This is a genomic window from Nocardioides sp. BP30 (assembly GCF_029873215.1).
GTDB lineage: Bacteria > Actinomycetota > Actinomycetes > Propionibacteriales > Nocardioidaceae > Nocardioides.
In genome coordinates this window covers 436,615-456,655 of the sequence record NZ_CP123620.1, presented here as the reverse complement: position 1 = coordinate 456,655, position 20,041 = coordinate 436,615, and the positions used below count along the sequence as shown (strand labels likewise).

The following is a 20,041-nucleotide window of genomic DNA, read 5'->3' as shown; positions in this document are numbered from 1 at the left end:
GTCAGCCAGGACGGCGTACGACGCTCCACCCGGCGTCGGTGCGGGTGCACAGCACCCGGTTGGACGGAGCGTCGGCCTCGCCGCGCCAGAACACGATCCGGCGCGGCGTGAGGAGCCGGCCCAGCCAGGTCGGAGGCGCCGCCAGCTGCGCGCGTCCGGCGTCGAAGGAGGCCCAGGCCTCGCGACGCTGGGCGAGGACCGCACCGGCGGTGTCCTCGTCGTTGAGCCAGGCCAGGAGCTGCAGGTAGCGCGGACGCCGTCCGTAGGCGTCGGTCTGGTCCGAGGGGTCCTCCTCGCCGACGTCGCCGGTCACGACCAGCTGTCGTGCCAGGCCGGGCCAGACCACCGCGACGCTGGCCCGCGGGATCGCGCGCAGCTGGGCCGCCTTGCGCGAGCGGGCGTCGGTGTGGAACGCGATCCGGCCCTCGGCGTCGCAGCGGGAGAGCAGCACGTGCCGGGAGTCGGGATAGCCGTCCTCGTCGATGGTGGAGAGCGTCATCAGCGGCGTGACGCTGCCGTCGCAGCGCGCCAGCCACGAGCGCAGCAGCCCGATCGGGTCCGACACCGCCTCGTCGGGGTCGACGTCGTACCCGAAGGTCTCGTCGGGGTTCACCCGATCTGCTTGTGGTCGAACCGGGCGATCTCGTGCAGGGACGCGACCGCCTGCGCTACCGAGGCGTCGTAGAGCCGCTCGCCGAACGCCGAGGTGGCCTGGGTCGCGTCGCCCACCACGCCGGCGGGGCCGAAGTCGTTCGAGAGCCAGCCGAAGCTGACCGGCATGGCGTTGAAGCCGATGTACTCGAAGTCGGCCAGGTGCTCGGGCACCCATCGTTCGGCGCGGCTCAGGTCCACCAGCTCGGGGCGCATGTGCAGCACGATCGAGGTCTCCGCGGCACCGCCGTGGATGCCGAGGTTGCGCTCGTCCAGCCCCTCGCCGGCCGGTGGCGGCGTGCGGATCAGGGTCGGCATCAGGAAGGTCTTGAGCCCGTAGAGCTTGCGGATCTCGCGCAGCACCACCTGCAGCAGCGCGGTGTTGCCGCCGTGGCCGTTGGCGAAGACGAGGGTGCCGGCGCCCATCGTGTTCACAGCGCGCCCGATCTCCACACACGTCTTGTACATGGTGTCCCAGTCCAGCCACACCGTGCCGGGCGCCCAGCTGTGCTCGTCGGACTTGGTGAACGCCAGGGTGGGCAGCCGCCAGATGTCGAGGCCGTCGGCGGCCGCCTGGTCGACGGCGGAGCCGCCGATCGTGTCGGCGAGCAGGTAGTCGGTGTTCAGCGGCAGGTGCGGCCCGTGGTGCTCGATCGCGCCGGTGCCGACCACGACGATCGTCTCGCGGGTGAAGTCGGCCGCGACGTCGGGTCCGGCCAGCTCGACGAGGTTGCGGCTCATGCCATCAGTCCTTCGCTCGCGGCCTGCGCGGCCTGATCGTTGACGTGCCCGACCGGCTGCCCGACCGGCTGCCCGACCGGCTGCCCGACCGGCTGCCCGACCGGCTGCCTGGCCGGTTGAGCGGAGGCGGTGCTGTTGCCGAGCACCGCGTCGTCGGGTGCGCCGAGCTTGCCGGGGTTCAGCAGACCCCGCGGGTCGGTCCTGGCCTTCAGCTCGAGGACCTTGTCGATGTCGTGGTCGACGTACCACTGGTGCGGGCTGTGGACCCGCACGCCGAGCTCCTGCAGCTTCGGGTAGCCGGCGTACACGTCCTCGGCACCGGTGTACGGCGCCGCCAGCATGCCGATCGGGAACAGGTGGGCCGCCTCGAGGTGCAGCATCCCGCCGGGGTACACGGCGTGCACCTCCTCGATCCGGTCGATCAGCGCCTCGCCGCCGACCTCGACGTGGAAGTAGGTGACCTCGGGGGTGTTGCGCTTCAGCCAGTAGATCGGGTGGTTGTAGGAGAGCATCGAGACCTTGACCGCCTGCTGGATGCCCTCACGGACGTCGAGGACGGTGCCACCGCCGGCCGCGATGAGGCTCGTCGCCTCAGCGAGCGTGCTCGCGTCGAGGATCGCGCGCAGGCTGCAGGCGTCGGTCGGGATGCCGGGGTCGGCCGGCAGCTTCGCGGTGATGTCCCGGGTGTCGGCCGAGACCAGCCGGGGAGCGGGATCGAGCCCGCGCAGGGAGCGCAGCACCGCCTGGGCCGGCTCGAAGTCGGGGAACGAGGCGTACAGCGAGCGCCAGTCCTGCGCCGGCTCGAGGCGGACGGTGGCGCGGGCGATCACGCCAGCGGTGCCGTAGGTGTGGACGAAGGTCTGCGCCTCCTCCCCCTCGACGTGCAGCAGCGTGGGCTCCTCGGCCGGCAGCGCGACGTCGAGCGCCGTCACGAAGCCCATCCAGTTGGAGCCGTGCGTGATGGACCCGGTCCCGCCGGAGCCACCGGACAGGAAGCCGCCGATCGTGCTCTGGGCGGTCGAGGGGTACATCCACACCTGCTGCCCGGCCTCGGCCGCCGCCTGCTCCATCGCGATCATGGTGGCGCCGGACTCCGTGGTGATGGAGCCGTCGCCCACCTCGACGATCGCTCGGGCCCGGCTGGTGTCGAGCACCAGCCCCCCGTGCATCGGGATGCCCTGGCCGTAGTTGCCGGTGCCCTTGCCGCGGGGAGTGAGCGGCACCCCGTGCCGGTAGGCCGCGGAGACGACAGCCGCGATCTGCTCCGCGTCGGTGGGCCAGGCGACGAGGTCGGCGAGGCCGAGCGGTAGCTGCTCGGAGATGATCGGCGACATGGTGGCCTCGTCGACCGAGGCCCGCTCGCGGATGCGCTGGTCGGCGCTGACATTGCGCTCGCCGAGGAGCTCGACGAGCTCCTGGTGCAGGGCCGAGACGGCCTCGGGGGCAACCGATGAGGTGCTCAACTGTGGTCCTTCGCCTGGTCGGGTAGGACCCGGGACCGCCGCTCGGGGGGTAGCGGCGGCCCCGGGAGATGGTCAGAAGCCCAGCGAGATCTTCTGGTCGAGGAACTGGTTGGTGAACAGGTCCTCGGGCTTGACGCCGGACTTCACGCCGGCGTCCTTGGTCTTGTCGAAGATCGGCACCGCGAGGTTGATGAACTGCTGGACCCGGCTGGTGTCCAGGTCGCCGACGTAGCCGTCGGTGCCGTCGGAGGCGATCTTGAGCGTCTTCATCTGGTCGGCGGCGAACTTGCCCACGTTGGCGTCGTAGGTCCAGCCGTTGTTGTAGGACTCGACCAGCTTGTCGATCAGGTCGTTGGTCGGCGTCGGGTCCTTGAAGTAGTCGACGTCGGCCTGCTGCATGACCGGCACCAGCTTCTGCAGGCACGGGGTCAGCTTCGTCAGGTCACCGGTGCGGACCGACATCGTCTCGGGGTAGGGGTTCCACCCGGTGTCGGCGATCAGCTGGTACTTGACCGGCTTGTCCCAGGCCTTGATCTCGTGCTGGTAGATGTAGGGCTCGGCGGTGGCGAAGCCCTGCTGGCCGGACTTGCCCTGGTCGGTGACGAACTTCGCCGGAGTGCCGTCGTAGGAGCCGTCGGTGACGTCCTTGGACAGGTAGCCCGCGCTGATCAGGTGCTCCATGTACGCCGCGCCGCTGAAGTAGCGGACCACGCCGCCGGTCTTCTGCAGGGCCGTGCCGAGGCTCTTGATGTCGGTGACGTCGGGGTACTTCGCCGGGTCCCACATCACGACCATCGGCGACTTGTCGTTCTCGGCGAAGACGGCCGTCGTGGGCAGCTTGCCGGAGAACTCGACGGCCTCGTCGGTCGAGACGTAGCCCAGGGTGATGCTCTTGTCCTGGTACATCTGCGCGCTCACGGTGGAGTAGCCGATCGCCGGGCCGCCGGCGCGGATCTCCAGCTTCACGCCGGTGGACTGGCCGTTGGCGTAGAGATCCCCGGTGACGGTCTTCTTGTTGCTGTTGATCGTCGGGTTCGGACCGAGCATCTGGTAGAGGTGGCCGTGGTCGGCCTCGGGGTTCCAGTCGGTCTGTACGACGACAGTCGAGGGGCACACGCCCGAGAGGTCGACGGCCGGACCACTCGCGGTCGAGGAGGCGGCGGCAGGCGTGCTGCTGTCCGCGTCGGCTGCGCTGGTGTCGGACGAGTTGCTGCTGCCGCAGGCGCTGGCGGCGAGTGCAAGAGCGCCGAGAATCGCTCCGGCCGCGGTCATACGCGATCGAGTGCGCATGGTTCTCCGTTTCCTAGGGGTGGTGCGGGATGGGTGCGGGTGGGACGGTGCGGACGACCTCGGCCGCGGGTTCGATCGGTCGGGCCGGCTCAGCGGAACGAGTACCAGCGGCCGATCGCGAGCTTCCCGAGAAGCCCGAAGAGCAGGAACACGACGACGCCGAGCAGCGACGCGGTGAGGATGGCGGCGTACGTCTCCGGCCCCAGCAGGCGGGAGACGTCGACCTGGATCAGCACGCCGAGGCCCCCGTTGCCGCGCTGGAAGAACTGGTCGCCGACGATGGAGCCGATCACCGAGAGCCCCGCGGCGGTGCGCAGGCCGACGAAGATGTTCGGCAGCGCGGCGGGGATCTGCAGCTTCTGCAGCCGGGTCCACGCGCTGGCGCCGCGCAGCTGGAAGAGCTCGCGCTGGCCCTGGTCGGTGGCCTGCAGCCCGAAGAGCGTGTTCGAGACCATCGGGAACAGCGAGATCATCACCGTGACGATCACCCGGGACTTGAACTCGTAGCCGGCCAGCGCGCCGATCATCGGCACCAGGGCCAGGATCGGGATGCACTGCAGGACCACGGCGTAGGGGTAGAGCGACTGCTCGACCCACCTCGCCTGCGCCATCAGCACCGCCCAGACCACCCCGATCACGATGGCGATCGCCAGGCCGGTCAGCGCCACCTCGGTGGAGCGCCACAGCGAGACGAGCAGGTCGTGCCGGGTCTCGGAGTCGATGAACATCGCGTGGAAGACGTCGTGCGGGTAGGGCACGAGGTAGCCCAGCCCCTTGTCGGCGTAGTGCTTGGCGGCGCCGTACCACAGGCCGATCAGCGCGCCGAAGACGAGGATGACCTTCCACCACGACGTCTGCACGAGACCACGCAGGGTCGCGTTGCGCCGGGTGGTGGCCGACGGCGTCAGCGCGGTCGGGGTGGCGGCTTCGGTGGCGGCCATCAGCGGTGTCCTTCCCTCAGGGCGTGCGAGACCTCGCCGACGAGCTCGGCGAACTCCGGGGTGAAGCGGATGTCGGGGTCGCGGGGCATGTCGAACGGCACCTCGAAGGTGGCCACGACGTTGCCGGGCCGGCCGGACATCACCACGACCTTCGTGGAGAGGTAGACCGCCTCGGAGACCGAGTGGGTGATGAAGAGCCCGGCGAACTTCTGCGCCACGAAGAGCCGCAGCAGCTCGTCGTTCAGCCGCTCGCGGGTGATCTCGTCCAGAGCGCCGAACGGCTCGTCGAAGAGGAACAGCTCGGGGTCGAGGGTGAGGGAGCGGGCCAGCGACACGCGCATCCGCATGCCGCCGGAGAGCTGGCGCGGCAGCGACTTCTCGAAGCCGCTGAGGCCGACGAGCTCGATCGCCTTGGCGGCCTTGGCCGCCCGGGTGGTGCGCGAGGAGCGGCCGTCCAGCTCGGCGAGCAGCTCGACGTTCTTGGTGACGTTGCGCCAGGGAAGCAGGGTGGCGTCCTGGAAGACGTAGCCGATGTGGTCGGTGTTGACGGTGGTGACGCCGTCGGAAGCGGTCTCCAGGCCGGAGGCGATCCGCAGCAGGGTCGACTTGCCGCAGCCGGAGGGCCCGACGACGGAGACGAACTCGCCCCGCTGGACGGTCAGGTCGACACCACGCAGCGCGACGGTCCCGTTGGGGAACGTCATCTCGGTGTTCTTGAAGTCGAGCAGCACCCCGGTGGGAGGTGCGGTCGGCTCGGCGGTGAGAGTCACGAGGGCTCCTTGCGGTCTCGGGCGGTCTCGGGCGGTCTCGGGCGGTCTCAGGCGGAGAACGCCGGTACGGCGATGCTGCGGCGCAGCTCGGATCGGGCGACCACGCGGCCGTCGTGGAGGACGATGCGGTCCGCCGGAGCGTTGGCGATCGCATCGAGCAGGTTGCCGGCGCGGACGGCCAGCAGCTCGGCCCGGGCACCGACGCGGGGTCCCGCTGCCGGCAGTCCCATCACCGAGCGGGCGCCGTCGCTGACCAGGTGCCAGGCCTCGACCGGGCTGAGGTGGCCCGCGCTGATCAGCAGCGAGGCCGTCTCGAACGCGCAGCTGCGGCCGACCGGGTTGAACGGGTCGCGCACGTTGTCGGCACCGGCCGCGACGCGCACGCCGGCATCGATCAGGTCGCGCAGCGCCGTCAGGCCCCGCGGCGTACGGGTGGGGTGCTCCCAGCCCTGCAGGTAGAGGTTCGTGATCGGGTTCGCTATCACGCCGATATCCGAGGCGCGGACCTCGCCGATGATCCGGAAAAGCTCCTCGCGCGGCATGCTGCCCAGCCGGACGCAGTGCCCGGCGGAGTACTGCCGGTCCCGGCGCAGCCCGCGGACCGCCAGCGCGTAGGTGTCCAGGGTGACGGGGCCGTCGAGGCTCTCGTCGGTGTGCAGGTCCATGCCGAGGCCGCGGCGAGCGGCGAACCCGACCAGCCGCTCGACCTCCGCGACCGGGTCCTCGGCCAGGTGCGGCGCACCACCGACGAGGTCGACCCCGGCGTCGAGGGCCGCCTCGATGTCGGCGTCGCCGGCCTGGGTGCTGCACAGCGCCACCAGCTCGATGTCGATCAGGCCGGCCAGCTCCTCGCGCACCCGGCCGAGCGCCTCGAGGCCGCGGGTGGGTGCACCCGGGTGGACGTCGACGTGGGTGCGGATGGCGGTGATGCCGTTGGCGAGCATGGCCAGTGCCTGGGTGCGCGCCCGCTCGACGATCGACTCGAGGCTCATCGTGGCCGCGTACGTCGTCCAGGAGAGGATCGCCGAGCCGAGGTCGCCGTACGGCGGGTCGATCAGGTCGAAGCTGAGCGCCTTGTCCAGGTGCGCGTGCGGCTCGGCCGGGGCGGTGAGCAGCAGCCACCCGTCCAGGTCGAGGGTCGTCTCCGGGTCGGTGACCGGCACGCTCCCGGCGGCCGTCACGGCGACGACGACACCCTCGTCGAGCACCACGTCGTGGCGTCCGCCGTCGACGAGGGTGGCGTGCCGCAGCAGCGTCACGGAGCTCGGAAGCGAGGTCATGGAAGGAACGTACGAAACGCTCGTTTCCTCGGTGTAAAGAGCAGGGCCGGGCAATATTTCGGGTGAGGGCCGCGTGTTACCGGCGTCTGAATTTCGCTCGTCGCCCCCGCGTGAGCACCCGCCGAGCGGTCCTGAGACGTTCGTTCCAGGGCTAGGTTGACGGCCATGAATCCGGACCACCTGATCCCCCTGCGCGTAGCGGCGCGCCGCGACGTGGCCAACGACGTCGTCGAGCTGCGGCTCGTGTCGACGGACGGCTCGGCGCTGCCCGGATGGGAGCCCGGCGCCCACATCGACCTGGTCCTGCCCGACGGCACGGAGCGGCAGTACTCCCTGTGCGGGGCGCGGGACGCCGCCGCCTGGACGGTGGCGGTGCTGCGCGAGCCGGCCGGCCGTGGCGGGTCGGCGTACGTGCACGACGGGCTCGCCGTCGGCGCGGCGGTGGCGGCCAGGGTGCCGCGCCACCACTTCGTCTTCGACGCCGATCGACCCGCGCTGTTCGTGGCCGGAGGCATCGGCATCACCCCGCTGCTGTCGATGATCGCCGCCGCCGAGGAGGCGGGCCTGTCCTGGTCGCTGGTCTACGCCGGTCGGCGGCGGACGGCGATGGCCTACCTGGCCGAGCTCGAGGAGCGGTACGGCGACCGCGTCGCGGCCTATCCCGCCACCGAGCGCCGGCTGGAGCTCGCGGCGGTGCTCGACGAGGCGCGTGCGGCGGGCCGGACGATCTACTGCTGCGGCCCGGCGCGGCTGATCGAGGCGGTCGAGCAGCTGAGCGCCGACGCGCCGGCAGGGTCGGTGCGCTTCGAGCGATTCGTGCCGAAGGCCGTGGCCGCCCACGAGGAGGTCGCCTTCGAGGTCGAGGTCGGCGGCCAGCTGCTCACCGTGCCGCCGGACCGGTCGATCCTGGAGGTCTGCGAGGAGGCCGGGATGCTGGTGCTCTCCTCGTGCCGCGAGGGGACCTGCGGCACCTGCGAGACGCCCCTGCTGGAGGGTGAGGCCGACCATCGCGACTCGGTGCTGACGCCCCAGGAGCAGGCCGACAACCGGACGCTGATGATCTGCGTCTCGCGCGCTATCTCGCCGCGACTGGTGCTGGACCTGTGAGCGGCACGCTCACCCTCACCGGCGCCGTCGCCGTCGTCGGGCACGGCCCCGAGCGCACGGGCGACCTCGTGCTGGCCGGCCCGGACGGAGCGCTCGACGAGACGCTCGACGTCGCCGGTTGCGTGATCACCCCCGGCCTGGTCAACGCCCACCACCACCTGCTGCAGAGCGCCTTCCGCACGTTGCCGGGGACGCGCGGGGTGCCGATGCGCGACTGGCTGCCGGTGATGGCGGCGGCGTACGCCCGCGCCGGCCACGATCCGGAGATGTATGCCCTCGCCGCGGCCGTCGGCGCTGCCGAGGGGCTGCTCTGCGGTGTCACGACGGTGGCCGACCATCACCTCAACTGGCCGCACGGGGCGCCGGTGGCGGACACCGTCGAGCTGGCCGCCGCCACCGCCGCGTCCGTGCGCAGCATCGGCCAGCGGCTGGTCTTCGTCCGCGGCTCGGCCCGGGACGACCCCGCCTGGGCAGCCGCCTCGGCGGAGGCGATCCTCACAGCCCTGGTGCCCGCCGACGGGCCCTCCGGCGGGGTCACCTCCGACGGCATGCTGCAGGTGGCGGTCGGGCCGGCGGGAGTGCACTCCGACAGCCGGGAGACCTTCACCGCGCTGCGGGAGGTGGCAACCAGGCACGGGCTGCGTCGGCGTACGCAGGCCAACGAGCAGGTCGACACCGCCATCGCCCTGGAGCGCTACGGCCGCCGACCACTGGACCTCCTGGAGGAATGGGGCTGGCTGGAGCCGGGCGTGACGATCGCGCACCTGTGCGACGTCACCGACGCGGAGATCGAGCGGCTCGCGGCGGCCGGGGTGAGTGCTACCCACGCTCCGGGCTGCGACGTGCCGATGGGATGGGGCGTGGCACCGGTGGCCAGGCTGCTGGAGGCGGGCGTCGCGGTCGGGCTGGGCACCAGCGGCGGCGGCAGCAACGACGCGGGGCACCTGCTCGCGGATGCCCGGCTGGCGATGCAGGTCTGCGGGCTGGTGGGACCGCAGCTGCCGGCGCGCAGCGTCCTGGCGATGGCGACGTCGGGCTCGGCCGCCGGGCTCGGCCGCGCCGACCTCGGCCACCTCGGCGCGGGTACGGCGGGCGACGCATGCGTCTGGGACGTCTCGGGCGTCGCCGACGCCGGCATCGCCGACCCGGTCGCGGGTCTGCTGTGGGGCTCCCCCGGCCGCCGCCCGCGGCACGTGATCGTCGGCGGCCGCGTGGTGGTGCGCGACTACCGGCTGACCCTGGTCGAGGAGCGGGAGCTGGTGGCGCGGCTGCGCGAGCGGCTGAGGCGTACGCCGGTGGCGTGAGCGCCCAGGCTCACCCCGCCAGCACCGACATCCGTCCGAGCCCCGCCCGGGTCACCAGCTCGGCGGCGAGCGGTCGCGACCGCTGGGTGATCTCGGCGACGTCGACCGTCACGACCTCACCGCCGACCACACTGGGCGCGCCGCCGACCCAGACCTCCTTGACCTCCCGGCTGCCGGCCACGAAGACCACCGCCTGATAGGGGTCGTGCACGTTGGCCAGCGTCGGCCCGTCGCCGTCGAGGACCACGATGTCGGCCAGCTTGCCCACCTCGAGCGAGCCGATGCTCTCCTCCATCCGCAACGCTCGCGCGCCGCCGATGGTGGCCATCTCGAACGCCTCGCGGGCGTGCATCGCGGTGGCCTGCAGGTCGCGCAGTCGCGCCAGCAGCGCAGCCGTCTTGATCGCCTGCAGGTAGTCCTGGCTGTCGTTGGAGGCCGCCCCGTCGACACCGATGCCGACATCGACGCCCAGCGCGCGCAGCTCCGCTACAGGCGCGATGCCGGAGGCGAGGATGCCGTTGGCCACCGGGTTGTGGGCGACGCCGACCCGGTGCTCGGCCATCAGCCGACGGTCGTCGCGGTCCATCCAGACGCAGTGCGCGGCCAGAGTCGGCGCGGCGAAGAGGCCTTCGTGCGCGCAGTGACCGACCACCGTCCGGCCGGTCCGCTGGTGGGTGGCGGTGACCTCCTCGCGGATCTCCTGGACGTGCATGTGCACCCCGTGGCCGCCGTCGACGGCGTAGGTGATCGTGCGGGCGAACATGGCGTCGCTCTGCAGCCCCAGCGCGCCCACGCCCACCCGGAACGTCGAGAGCCGGGACGCGGCCGCGGCCTCCCGCAGCGCCTCGTGCTCCTCGAACTCCGCCTCCGCGCAGGCGCCGGGCCGCTGGTCGCCGGCACCGAAGGAGACCACGCCGCGCAGGCCCAGGTCGTCGAGGGCGCGGACCACGTGCGGCGTGATCGGTGCACCGGTGCCGGGGTCGCAGACGAACATGTCGTTGGCCGTGGTCACGCCCGAGCGCAGCATCTGGATGCCCGCGACGGCCGTGCCGACGTAGGCGATGTCGGGGGTGTAGAACGGCCGCAGCGGGTTGATCAGGTCGTGGATCCACTCCCACAGCGTCAGGTCGCTGGCGATGCCGGTGACGAGCCCCTCGGAGAAGTGCCCGTGGGTGTTGACGAACCCGGGCGAGACGATGTCGTGACTGCCCCCGTGCACTGTCGCGTCGGGATGGGCTGCGGCCAGCTCGGCGTAGGTCCCGACGGCGAGGATGCGATCGCCCTCGACCAGGACCGCGCCGTCCCGGATGGGCTCGGGCGCCATCACCCACCGACCCCGGATGAGGCTGCGGATCGGTGGGGAGGCGGAGGAGGTCACGCGCCGAGGCTAGGCGCCGATCGCGCTCCCACCGGACCGTTTCACGAGCTGTTTACACGCTCTGAACACGCCCGAGACGCGCCGCTCACGATCGGCTCGCGCCGGCCGCCTGGGGGATCGGGAACGAGGCCGAGCCGATCCTGACGACGTACGACGCGGCAGCCCGCGGAAGGGGCCGGTCCGGTACGACGGCGTAGCTGGGGCGGACCGTCGGTGCCGCACAGGCGGGTGCGGGCCGGCAGGTCGGCGGGACCGGTGCCATCGTGCACCGGCCGAGGGCGCCGCGCGCCAGCGTCACGCCGGTGCGTCCGTCGAGGATCAGGAAGCGCTGGCCGGGGGCGTAGCGGGTGTTCGGGCAGCTCGCCGGGGCGGTGCCGGCGGCGTACGGGCCCTCGGGACCGGGGACGGCGGTGCTCAGCGTGACGGTCGGGCCGAGCGCGGAGGTCCACGCACGGCCTCGGGACGAGGGGCTGACCCCGACGGCCACCCCACTGCCACGGCCGCGGACGCGCGGCACGAGCAGACCGGGACGGCAGGGCGTGGTCGCGACGACGGCGAAGCGGTTCCCGTGGGTCCACGCCGCGCCGACGGTCCGGTCACCCGACCAACCGAGCCGGACCCGCATCCGGTGGCCGTGCTCGCCGGCGACGTAGCCGCTCACGCTCAGCACGCAGCGTCGGCCGCCGCGGGTCCGGTGGGTCGTTCCGAGGAACGTCACCGTCCGGATCACCGGCTCGTCCACTGCCTGCGCCCCGTCCGCCGAGCCTGCCGAGGCGCCGGCGGTGACAGCGGGTCCGCTCGTGCCGGCGGCCGCTGCCGGTACGGCATCCGATGCGGCGACCAGGACCGTTCCCAGCACCGTCGCCGGCAGCGTCGCCAGCAGTGTCACAGCGGTGATGACGATCGATCGCATCGCGTCCCCCCAGCACCCGTACCTGCTTCGGAGTGTGCGATCCGCCGGCTCCGGAGGCCCGGGACACCGCGCGGGACACCCCATCTTGGGTAGACCGTCCCCCCACGCGCCGCGGCCCGGTGGGGGTCAGGCCCGCGACTCCTCGGATCGGGCGCCGGGGGGAGGCCGGGACTCGTCGTGGCGCGCGGCGGCAGGTGGTGGCCTGCGATGACGCAGGCGCCCGACGCTCGCCCCGGCGGCGAGCCCGGCGGCTGCCGTCGCCCAGCCTGCCACGACGTCCACGGCGTAGTGCTCGCCCGTGTAGACCAGGGTCAGCGCCATCAGAACGACGTAGAGCGCGAGGACGGGACGCCACCAGCGGTGCGCCAGCGGCCACAGGAAGCCGGAGACGAGCAGCGCCGCGCCGGCGTGCAGGGACGGCATGGCCGCCACCGGATTGCTGTCGCCCTGGCCGATGGCGCTCACCCGGGCGATCGGGTCCAGCTGGAGGTAGTGCCAACCGAGCCGGGAGATCCGCTCCACGTGCGGGGAGCCCAGCCAGGGCGGGGCGGCCGGGTAGACGACGTAGCCGGTGACCCCGATCAGGGTGAGGCCCAGCACCGACACCAGCCAGGCGGCGAACCGATCGCGCGCCCGGAACCACACGAACGCGGTGACCAGCGGGATGGAGACGAAGTGGGTCGCGTAGACGAGGGCGGCGACGGCGTCGTACCAGTGCGTGGAGCCGTCGACGAGGTGCCGCTGCAGCCAGGCCGAGGGGAGCACGCCGAACACCGCCTCGTCGATCCGCCGAGGACCGGACGTGTGCAGCGCGAAGCCGAGGCGGTTGGCACCGCCGGCGTGCGTGCGCCCGGCCAACGGCGCGCTGATCCACTGGGCGACGGCGTAGAGCACGAGGATCGCGCTCAGCGGCGACCACGCGATCAGCAGTTGGGCGACCGGTCCGTGCCTCGAGTCGCGACCGGTCATCGCACCACCCGAGTCGCGAGCGCCTGGATCCGGGCGCGGTTGTAGCGCTGGATGACGATGAAGGGCAGGTTGACCAGCACGCCGTAGGCGATGAGCAGGGCGGAGGCGAGCGGGGGGTTCCAGAGCACGAAGAGGGGCCCGCAGGCCATCGCCCACAGGTGCGCCAGCTCGGCACGGCGCGTCTCGCGCGCGAACAGGGCGAGGCCCTCCACGTCGTACGTCGGCAGGTGGCGCTTGCTCACCCCGCCGAACAGGCCGCCCGCCTCGGGCAGCCGGTCCTTCCAGCGATGGATGTGCAGCCGTCGGCGATACCAGCCGCCGCCCTCCTCGAAGCGCCGGATCCGCAACAGCTGGCCGTCGTGGGCGAGCCGGGCCGCGCCGAGCCGGTGGGCGGCCAGGCCGGTCAGGCTGTGGAACGCGCCCCACGCGAGCACGTCGACGGCGACGGTGACGGCCTCGGGCATGAGCAGCCGGAGCATCAGGCGCCCCCGACCCGCACCGCCCGGCCCCGCCAACGGACGGAGCGGCGCAGGGCGGTGCTCACCAGCGAGCGCACGAAGACCAGGTCGAAGAAGGCGAGCGGCAGGGGGAAGAGCACCCACGTCCACCACCGGAACGAGCCGAGTCGGCGCAGGAGCCAGCCGAGCTGTCCGGCGACCAGCACCCAGGCCAGCGCCCACGGCTCCCACCCGTCGTGGTCGACCAGCGCCGTCGCCGCACCCACGGCGACAGCGTGGTGGACGCCGATCCAGGCCACCGTCGCGACGGCCGGGCCCGGTGGTGCGTCGGCGGCGCCGGAGGCGACGTTCTTCGTCCAGCCGCCGATCAGCTCCCGCAGGCCGCCGGGATAGCTGCGCATCGTCACCGCCCGCGCCCCTGTCGCGCACCACACCGGCAGTCCGGCCTGCTGGTAGGCCCGGGCGAGCCGGGCATCGTCGAGGACCTCGCCCCGCACGGCGGCATGGCCGCCCGCGCGCTCGTAGTCGGCGCGCGAGGTGAGCAGGCACGGCCCGAACGCCATCGCCCGGCCCGTGGGACGGCGCCGGAACGAGCCGCTGGCCAGCACGCTGACGGCGTTGAAGTACGCCGACAGCTGCTCGTAGGGCCGGCTGACCGTGTGGAAGGGCTGCACCGAGACCAGTCCTCCTGCTCGGTCGCGGGCCTCGAGCAGAGCGCTCAGCGCGTCCGGCGCGAGCACGGTGTCGGCGTCGAGGAAGAGGAGCAGCTCACCGCAGGCCTGGGCGGCGCCGACGTGGCAGGCCCACGCCTTGCCGGTCCAGCCCGGCGGCGGCTCGCCCGGCGCCACCACGCGCGCCCCGCCGGCCCGGGCGACCTCGGCGGTCCGGTCGCGCGAGCCGTCGTCGACGACCACCACCTCGCCCGGAGCCGGTCTCAGCGCGCCGACCGCACGGAGCACGGCGGGCAGCGAGGCCTCCTCGTCCCGGGCCGGGATGATGACCGAGACCGGCCGGACGTCGGGGTGAGCCGCGCGGTCGACGCGGTCGACGCGGTCGGCGCGGTCACGCGGCAGCGCTCGCAGGTCGCGCGCCAGCCAGACACCGGCCGCGAGCCCGAGCACCACCAGCGCGGCGGTCACGGGCGGGGGCATCGGACGCTCCGCGCGAGCGGCCGCAGGAGCAGAGGCATCCCGCCCGCCGGGTGCACCGCGACCTGGGCACGCGGCGCCGGTCGTGCCCAGCCCCGCGGTACGTCGAGCCGGTGGGTGCTCAGCAGACGGGTCAGCACGATGACCATCTCGCCCAGCGCGAACTCCCGGCCGATGCACAGCCGTGGTCCCTGGCCGAAGGGGAGGTAGGCCGGGGCGGCCCGGGTGGTGCCGAGGAACCGCTCGGGGCGGAACGCGAGCGGGTCGGACCACGCGTCGGCGCGACGGTGGACCAGCCACGGGCTCACGATCGCCAGCGTGCCGGCGGGGACCTCGCGCCCGCCCAGGACGTCGGGTGCGGTGCTGCGGCGCGAGATGGCCCACGCCGGCGGGAAGAGGCGCAGCGCCTCGTCGACGACAGCGCGTGTCCACGGCAGCCGCTCGCGGTGGCCCAGCAGTCCGATCGGGCCGTCGTGGCCGGCCACCTCGGCCCGCAGCCGCTCCTGGGCCGGTCGGTCCTCGGCCAGCAGCATCAACGTCCAGGCGAGGGCGGCCGCCACGGTCTCGTGGCCGGCGATGACCATCGTCACCAGCTCGTTGCGGATCGCCTCGTCGGGTAGCCCGCTGTCGAGCAGCAGGCCGAGCAGGTCGTCGCCGTGGGCGCCGTCAGCTGTGCCGCGGCGCCGCCGCTGGGCGATCAGGTCGGCCGAGATCGCGTCCAGGCGCCGCCGGGTCACGGCCAGGCGCACGTTGGTCGGGGTCGGCGCCCACCACGCCGTCGGGAGGACCGAGCGGCCCAGCCGGACCACCAGGGTGGCGGCGTCGCTGGTGGCGTCCAGCAGCCGTCGGGCGTGACCCGAGAGATCGGCCGAGAAGAGCGCGCGGCCGACCGCAGCCAGCCCGATGCGGTGGGTCAGCGCGGCCACGTCGACGATGCCACCGGCGAACGACTCGCCGAGGTGCTCGGCCAGGACGGCGTCGGCCGCCGCCTCCACCTCGCCCGAGACAGCGGTGAGGCGCTGATGGTGGAAGGCCGGCGTCGCGAGACGCCGGTGCTCGAGCCAGCTCGGCTCGGCCGAGGCCAGCAGCCCGGGGCCGGTGACGCGGGCCAGTGCGGCGTACTGGACCGTCTGCTTGCCCCACGTGCGGGCGGCGGTCTGCAGCACGTGGCGGACGTCGGCGGAATCGTTGAGCAGCAGGGCCGGTGGGCCGGGCACGGGGAAGGCCACCGTGTCGCCCCACCGGCGCGTGGCGGAGTCCAGGAAGGACAGCGGGTCGGCGCGCACCGAGCGGAAGGCCCGGGCCATGTCGAGCGGGGTGGGGCCCGGAACGCCGATGTCGGTGGGCCCTGCCAACAGCTTCACCGGGCCTCCCGCCGTCCCAGCCAGGTCCAGGCCACGCAGGTGGTGAGCACCAGCGCGAAGCCGAACGCGAGGTCCTCGACCGGTGCGTAGACCAGGCGCCCGTGACCGACGAAGCGGATGTCGGCGTCGCCGACGATCGCGGCGGGGTCGTAGCGCACGATGCCGCGCCCGGTCAGCCACCCGTTGGTGAGGAGCTGGAAGAAGGCGATGATGGCGTACGCCGTCCACCAGGTCCTCGTGCTGGTCAGTCGCGTGCGGGCCACCCACCGGTCCACGACCAGCGCCAGCGCGACCGCCGCCACGGCGATCGCGGTGTAGCTCATCGGTCCGCCCCGTTGCGTCGGCCAGTCCCGCGGCCTGTCCCGCGGTCGACCCGAGCACGGACCACCCGTACGGACTCGTAGGTCAGGACCGAGACGAGGGGGATGACCACGAAGAAGGCGATCTCCTCGAGGGGGAGGCCGCCGAGCCGCCACGGAAGCGTCTGCGCGTGGTCGAACCGCCACTGCCCGGCGTGGGTGGCCCACAGGTCCCACACCAGGAACGGCACCCCCGCCACCAGGACGGTCGTCGCGAGGCGGACCGGCTGGCGCAGCACGCGCAGCCGGAAGAGCCCGACGAGCGGCAGCGTGCCGGCGAGGCAGAACACGAGCATCGCGACGTAGGACCAGTGCCGCAGGCTCATCGGGCCACCGGCAGCGCCGAGCGGTCGCCGCTGAGCCGCTTGAGCACGAGCTCGGCGCTGATCAGGCACATCGGCAGCCCGACCCCTGGCACGGTGCTCGCCCCGGCGTACAGCAGACCGTCGACCTTGGCGGAGACGTTCCCGGGCCGCAGGAAGGCGCTCTGGCGCAGGGTGTGCTCGAGGCCGAGCGCGCCGCCGCGCCACGCGTGGTAGCGCTCGGCGAAGTCCGCGGGGCCGAGGGTGTGGCGCACCCGGACGCGGTCGCGCAGGTCCGGGATGCCTGCCCAGGCGGCGACCTGGTCGAGTGCCGCGTCGGCCGTCCGCTCGACGAGCGGGTCGCCGGTGCCGCCGGGGCCGCCCGCCCCGATGGAGACGTCGGCGGGGACCGGCACGAGCACGAAGAGGTTCTCGTGTCCGGGCGGGGCGACGCTCGGGTCGGTCTCCGAGGGCTTGCACACGTAGACCGACGCCGGCTCCGGGACCCGCGGCCGGCGGCCGAAGATGTCGCCGAAGTTCTGGTCCCAGTCGGCGGTGAAGAAGAGGGAATGGTGCGGCAGCTGCCGCACCCGGCCCTCCACGCCGAGCATCGCCAGCACCGCCCCCGGGCCGGGGGTGCGGGCGTGCCAGGCCTTCTCCGGGTGGCTCTGCAGGTCCGCAGGCAGCAGGGCGGTCTCGACGTGGTGGAGGTCGGCGGCTCCGACGACCACGTCGGCGGCGAAGGTACGGCGCTCGCCGCCGAGCGACGCGGTCACGCCGGCGACCCGGGCTCGGCGACCGGCACCGGCACGCTCGGTGAGCACCCGAGTGACCTCGGCGCCGGTGTGCAGCCGCGCACCATGACGTTCGGCCAGGCGCGCGATCGCCTCGATGAGCCGGGTGAAGCCGCCCTGGGGGTAGAGCACCCGGTCTCCGAGGTCGAGGCGGCTCATCAGGTGGTACATGCTCGGGCTGCGTCCCGGGGAGGAGCCGAGGAAGACGGCCGGGTAGCCCAGCACCTGCCGCAGCCGGCGGTCGGAGAACGACCCCGCCACGTGGCGTTCCAGCGAACGGGTGAGGAGCCGGCCCAGCCGGGGGCTGCGGCGCAGCACCTCCGCGTTGAGCAGGCTGCCCGGGGAGTCGAAGTTGCTGTAGAGGAAGCGGCGCAGGGCCACGTCGTACGTCTCGTCCGCCGAGCGCAGGTAGGCGTCGAACCGACGGCCGGCGCCCGGCTCGATCGCCTCGAAGACCGCGCGGTTGTGCGCGCGGTCGGGCCGGAGGTCGACCGGCTCGGTCTCGCCCTCGAAGAACACGCGGTAGCTGGGGTCGAGGGCGACCAGGTCGAGCTCGGCGTCGGCAGTCGTGCCCAGCAGGGAGAAGAAGTGCTCGAAGACCTCGGGCATCAGGTACCACGAGGCGCCGGTGTCGAAGCGGAAGCCGTCCTGCTCGATGCTCCCGACCCGGCCGCCGAGCTCGTCGTTCTTCTCCAGGAGGTCGACATCGTGACCGCGCGATGCCAGCAGTGCGGCGGTGGCCAGACCGGCGATCCCGCCGCCGATGACCACCACCCGGGTCCCGTCCGGGCCGCTGGCGGCGGAGGGCACAGGACGCTCGCGCAGGAAGGAGCTCACCGGTCTCCTCCGTACGCGGCGGCGCGTGCGGCGATGCGCAGCTTGACCGGGCTGGGCACCCGCACCCGCTGGCGGCGGATCTGGGTCGCCGGCGTCGCGCGCAGGCGCCTGGCGAGCTCGTCGAACGTGGCGTGGGCGGCCCTGACCGCGCGCCGGCTGCTCGCGGGCAGGTCGCGGATGACCCCGGCGGCGGCGGCCAGGTCGCTGTCGATGTCGTCGAGGATCCGGTCACGAGCCGCGTCGTCGAAGCGCTCCACCTCGAGGCCGGGGAAGTAGCAACGGCTGAGGTCGTCGTGGTCCTCGGCGAGATCACGCAGGAAGTTGAGCTTCTGGAAGGCGGCCCCGAGCCGTCGGGCTCCGGGCGCCAGCCGGTCGTAGGCGCTGGCCCGCTCGCCGGCCGGACGCTCGAGGAGGAACGCGTGCAGACACATCAGACCGACGACCTCCGCGGAGCCGTACACGTAGCGGGCGAAGCTGTCGGGGGTGTGGGTCCGGGTGTCGAGGTCCATGCGCATCGAGGCGAAGAACGGGTCGACGAGGTCGGCTCCGATGCCGCAGGCGACGGCCGTGCGGGCGAAGGCGTGCACCACGAGGTTCGCGCTGTACCCGGTCTGCAGCGCCTGGAGTGCGTCCTGCTGCAGCCCGGTGAGCATCCGGTCCCGGGAGTCGCGGCCGAGCGTCCGGTCCGGGTTGTCGACGATCTCGTCGGCGACACGCACCAGCGCGTAGATGTTGCGCACCCGGGTGCGTACGGGTCGGTCCAGCAGGCGGGAGGCGAGCCCGAAGGAGCTGGAGTAGCGCCTGATCACGACGGCCGCGCTGGACTCCGACACGTCGTCGTACAGCATGCTGGCCGGGTGCCGGCCGGGCCGGCCGACCCGGCTGATGAGGAACGCGCTCACGCCGCCTCCTTCGTGGTGGTAGCGGCGGGCAGGGCCGCCGCCACCGCGTCGAGCAGGCCCTCGGCGACGCCGAGCTCCTCCAGGATCCGCCGGGCACGGGCCATCTCGGTCTCCACCAGCTCCTCGACGAAGCCGCGCGAGCCGGCCGCATCGAGGAGGTGCTGCGCCTCGGCCAGCTCGGCCTCGGTGAGCTCACGGCCGACCAACTCGCGCAGGCGTGGCCACGCCGAGGTGGTGGCGGCGTGCACGAGCAGCGGTGTCTGCTTGCCGGCCCGCAGGTCGCTGGTCGCGCTCTTGCCGGTCCTCGTCGGATCCCCGAAGACGCCGAGAAGGTCGTCGAGCAGCTGGAAGGCGACACCCATCCGCCGTCCGGCCTCCCCGAGCTGGGTGATGGTCGCGGTGTCGGCGCCCGCCAGCAGGGCGCCGGCCTGGAGGGGCAGCGCGAAGGAGTAGACGCTCGTCTTCTGCTCCTCCATCCGCAGGCTGTCGGCGAGTGTCGTCGCCTCGAGGTGCAGGGAGTGCCTCACGTCGGCGAGCTCACCGCAGGCGGTCGCGTGCAGGGCTGCGTCGACGAGGTCCAGCAGACGGTCCACCACCTCGGAGCCGGCGCCGCAGCCGGCGATCGCCCGGACCGCCGTCGTGAGCGCGAGGTCGCCGGCGAGGATGCCTGCCGCCCGGCCCAGCTCGCGCGCCTCGGCGGCCGACGCTCCGGCCGCCCGGGCCGCGGCGTGGTAGGTGCCGCTCACGTTGAGCCGGCCCCGGCGGACGTCGTCGCCGTCGATGACGTCGTCATGGACCACGAACGCGGTGTGGAGCAGCTCGACCGCCGCCGCGACCGTTGCTGCCGACTCCTGGCTGGACGCAGCGGTCTGCGTGGTGAACGCGCGGTGTGCGGCCATCACCAGGGCGGGCCGGAACCGCTTGCCCCCACGGGTCGCCTCGGTCAACGCCTCCCAGAGGCGCACCTGGGCGGCGTCGGTCCGGGCGGCGCGCTCGCGCCCGTCCTCGAGCAGCCTCTCGAGCGCCCCCTCGGGCGACAATGTGCTCACGGTGCCTCCTCGTGCCGGATG

20 protein-coding genes are annotated in these 20,041 nt (G+C 73.1%); 2 read left to right on the top strand and 18 right to left on the bottom strand.

Features of this window, described 5'->3' with window-relative positions; translation table 11 throughout:
- Window position 1: 1 nt before the first annotated feature.
- The 7 genes from P5P86_RS02070 to P5P86_RS02040 form a co-directional block, all read right to left on the bottom strand.
- Complete coding sequence (locus P5P86_RS02070) at window positions 2–613, bottom strand: pyridoxamine 5'-phosphate oxidase family protein (protein WP_280609616.1); 612 nt, start codon at window positions 611–613, stop codon at window positions 2–4.
- Window positions 610–1,392: a creatininase family protein gene (locus tag P5P86_RS02065; RefSeq protein WP_280609614.1), complete on the bottom strand. Its 783-nt coding sequence runs from the start codon at window positions 1,390–1,392 to the stop codon at window positions 610–612. Before P5P86_RS02065 ends, P5P86_RS02070 begins: the two co-directional genes overlap by 4 nt.
- On the bottom strand, window positions 1,389–2,855 hold the full coding sequence (locus tag P5P86_RS02060; RefSeq protein WP_280609612.1) for an FAD-binding protein: 1,467 nt from the start codon (window positions 2,853–2,855) through the stop codon (window positions 1,389–1,391). Before P5P86_RS02060 ends, P5P86_RS02065 begins: the two co-directional genes overlap by 4 nt.
- A gap of 72 nt (window positions 2,856–2,927) precedes the next feature.
- Window positions 2,928–4,127, bottom strand: coding sequence for an ABC transporter substrate-binding protein (locus P5P86_RS02055; RefSeq protein ID WP_280609610.1), 1,200 nt, complete (start codon window positions 4,125–4,127; stop codon window positions 2,928–2,930).
- 107 nt (window positions 4,128–4,234) lie between these two features.
- On the bottom strand, window positions 4,235–5,086 hold the full coding sequence (locus tag P5P86_RS02050) for an ABC transporter permease (RefSeq protein ID WP_280609609.1): 852 nt from the start codon (window positions 5,084–5,086) through the stop codon (window positions 4,235–4,237).
- Window positions 5,086–5,856 carry an ABC transporter ATP-binding protein gene (locus tag P5P86_RS02045; protein ID WP_280609607.1) on the bottom strand — a complete coding sequence of 257 codons (771 nt, stop codon included), beginning with the start codon at window positions 5,854–5,856 and terminating at the stop codon, window positions 5,086–5,088. The genes P5P86_RS02050 and P5P86_RS02045 overlap by 1 nt, the downstream gene beginning before the upstream one ends.
- Window positions 5,857–5,903: 47 nt before the next feature.
- Window positions 5,904–7,136 (bottom strand): amidohydrolase family protein, encoded by a 1,233-nt coding sequence (locus tag P5P86_RS02040; protein WP_280609606.1) that lies wholly within the window; start codon window positions 7,134–7,136, stop codon window positions 5,904–5,906.
- 165 nt (window positions 7,137–7,301) lie between these two features.
- On the opposite strand from P5P86_RS02040, the gene P5P86_RS02035 reads away from it, so the two are divergent.
- A complete protein-coding gene (locus P5P86_RS02035; protein ID WP_280609604.1) occupies window positions 7,302–8,243 on the top strand; it encodes a PDR/VanB family oxidoreductase in 942 nt (313 codons plus the stop codon).
- Window positions 8,240–9,547, top strand: a complete 1,308-nt coding sequence (locus P5P86_RS02030; protein ID WP_280609603.1) for an amidohydrolase family protein — start codon at window positions 8,240–8,242, stop codon at window positions 9,545–9,547. Before P5P86_RS02035 ends, P5P86_RS02030 begins: the two co-directional genes overlap by 4 nt.
- A 10-nt stretch (window positions 9,548–9,557) precedes the next feature.
- Here the strand turns inward: P5P86_RS02030 and P5P86_RS02025 are convergent, their stop codons facing one another.
- The 11 genes from P5P86_RS02025 to P5P86_RS01975 form a co-directional block, all read right to left on the bottom strand.
- The gene (locus P5P86_RS02025) at window positions 9,558–10,925 is read right to left on the bottom strand and encodes an amidohydrolase family protein (RefSeq protein WP_280609601.1); all 1,368 of its coding nucleotides are present in this window, start codon (window positions 10,923–10,925) and stop codon (window positions 9,558–9,560) included.
- An 85-nt stretch (window positions 10,926–11,010) separates the two neighbouring features.
- Complete coding sequence (locus tag P5P86_RS02020) at window positions 11,011–11,838, bottom strand: hypothetical protein (protein ID WP_280609600.1); 828 nt, start codon at window positions 11,836–11,838, stop codon at window positions 11,011–11,013.
- A gap of 126 nt (window positions 11,839–11,964) precedes the next feature.
- Complete coding sequence (locus tag P5P86_RS02015) at window positions 11,965–12,807, bottom strand: phosphatase PAP2 family protein (RefSeq protein ID WP_280609598.1); 843 nt, start codon at window positions 12,805–12,807, stop codon at window positions 11,965–11,967.
- Window positions 12,804–13,286, bottom strand: a complete 483-nt coding sequence (locus tag P5P86_RS02010) for a glycosyl-4,4'-diaponeurosporenoate acyltransferase CrtO family protein (protein WP_280609596.1) — start codon at window positions 13,284–13,286, stop codon at window positions 12,804–12,806. The genes P5P86_RS02015 and P5P86_RS02010 overlap by 4 nt, the downstream gene beginning before the upstream one ends.
- A complete protein-coding gene (locus tag P5P86_RS02005; RefSeq protein WP_280609595.1) occupies window positions 13,286–14,416 on the bottom strand; it encodes a glycosyltransferase family 2 protein in 1,131 nt (376 codons plus the stop codon). Before P5P86_RS02005 ends, P5P86_RS02010 begins: the two co-directional genes overlap by 1 nt.
- Window positions 14,401–15,777 (bottom strand): cytochrome P450, encoded by a 1,377-nt coding sequence (locus P5P86_RS02000; protein WP_280609594.1) that lies wholly within the window; start codon window positions 15,775–15,777, stop codon window positions 14,401–14,403. The genes P5P86_RS02005 and P5P86_RS02000 overlap by 16 nt, the downstream gene beginning before the upstream one ends.
- Complete coding sequence (locus P5P86_RS01995; RefSeq protein ID WP_280609593.1) at window positions 15,774–16,100, bottom strand: lycopene cyclase domain-containing protein; 327 nt, start codon at window positions 16,098–16,100, stop codon at window positions 15,774–15,776. Before P5P86_RS01995 ends, P5P86_RS02000 begins: the two co-directional genes overlap by 4 nt.
- Window positions 16,097–16,462 (bottom strand): lycopene cyclase domain-containing protein, encoded by a 366-nt coding sequence (locus P5P86_RS01990; RefSeq protein ID WP_280609592.1) that lies wholly within the window; start codon window positions 16,460–16,462, stop codon window positions 16,097–16,099. The genes P5P86_RS01995 and P5P86_RS01990 overlap by 4 nt, the downstream gene beginning before the upstream one ends.
- Window positions 16,459–18,069, bottom strand: coding sequence for a phytoene desaturase family protein (gene crtI / locus P5P86_RS01985; RefSeq protein WP_280609591.1), 1,611 nt, complete (start codon window positions 18,067–18,069; stop codon window positions 16,459–16,461). Before crtI ends, P5P86_RS01990 begins: the two co-directional genes overlap by 4 nt.
- Complete coding sequence (locus P5P86_RS01980) at window positions 18,066–18,971, bottom strand: phytoene/squalene synthase family protein (RefSeq protein ID WP_280609590.1); 906 nt, start codon at window positions 18,969–18,971, stop codon at window positions 18,066–18,068. The genes crtI and P5P86_RS01980 overlap by 4 nt, the downstream gene beginning before the upstream one ends.
- Window positions 18,968–20,020, bottom strand: a complete 1,053-nt coding sequence (locus tag P5P86_RS01975) for a polyprenyl synthetase family protein (protein ID WP_280609589.1) — start codon at window positions 20,018–20,020, stop codon at window positions 18,968–18,970. Before P5P86_RS01975 ends, P5P86_RS01980 begins: the two co-directional genes overlap by 4 nt.
- Between the last annotated feature and the right edge of the window lie 21 nt (window positions 20,021–20,041).

Bases quoted from the DNA above. Each gene is read 5' to 3' on its own strand.
- P5P86_RS02065 (WP_280609614.1), bottom strand. From the start codon at position 1,392: ATGAGCCGCAACCTCGTCGAGCTGGCCGGACCCGACGTCGCGGCCGAC.
- P5P86_RS02055 (WP_280609610.1), bottom strand. From the start codon at position 4,127: ATGACCGCGGCCGGAGCGATTCTCGGCGCTCTTGCACTCGCCGCCAGC.
- P5P86_RS02050 (WP_280609609.1), bottom strand. From the start codon at position 5,086: ATGGCCGCCACCGAAGCCGCCACCCCGACCGCGCTGACGCCGTCGGCC.
- P5P86_RS02040 (WP_280609606.1), bottom strand. From the start codon at position 7,136: ATGACCTCGCTTCCGAGCTCCGTGACGCTGCTGCGGCACGCCACCCTC.
- P5P86_RS02035 (WP_280609604.1), top strand. From the start codon at position 7,302: ATGAATCCGGACCACCTGATCCCCCTGCGCGTAGCGGCGCGCCGCGAC.
- P5P86_RS02020 (WP_280609600.1), bottom strand. From the start codon at position 11,838: ATGCGATCGATCGTCATCACCGCTGTGACACTGCTGGCGACGCTGCCG.
- P5P86_RS02015 (WP_280609598.1), bottom strand. From the start codon at position 12,807: ATGACCGGTCGCGACTCGAGGCACGGACCGGTCGCCCAACTGCTGATC.
- P5P86_RS02010 (WP_280609596.1), bottom strand. From the start codon at position 13,286: ATGCTCCGGCTGCTCATGCCCGAGGCCGTCACCGTCGCCGTCGACGTG.
- P5P86_RS02005 (WP_280609595.1), bottom strand. From the start codon at position 14,416: ATGCCCCCGCCCGTGACCGCCGCGCTGGTGGTGCTCGGGCTCGCGGCC.
- P5P86_RS01995 (WP_280609593.1), bottom strand. From the start codon at position 16,100: ATGAGCTACACCGCGATCGCCGTGGCGGCGGTCGCGCTGGCGCTGGTC.
- P5P86_RS01990 (WP_280609592.1), bottom strand. From the start codon at position 16,462: ATGAGCCTGCGGCACTGGTCCTACGTCGCGATGCTCGTGTTCTGCCTC.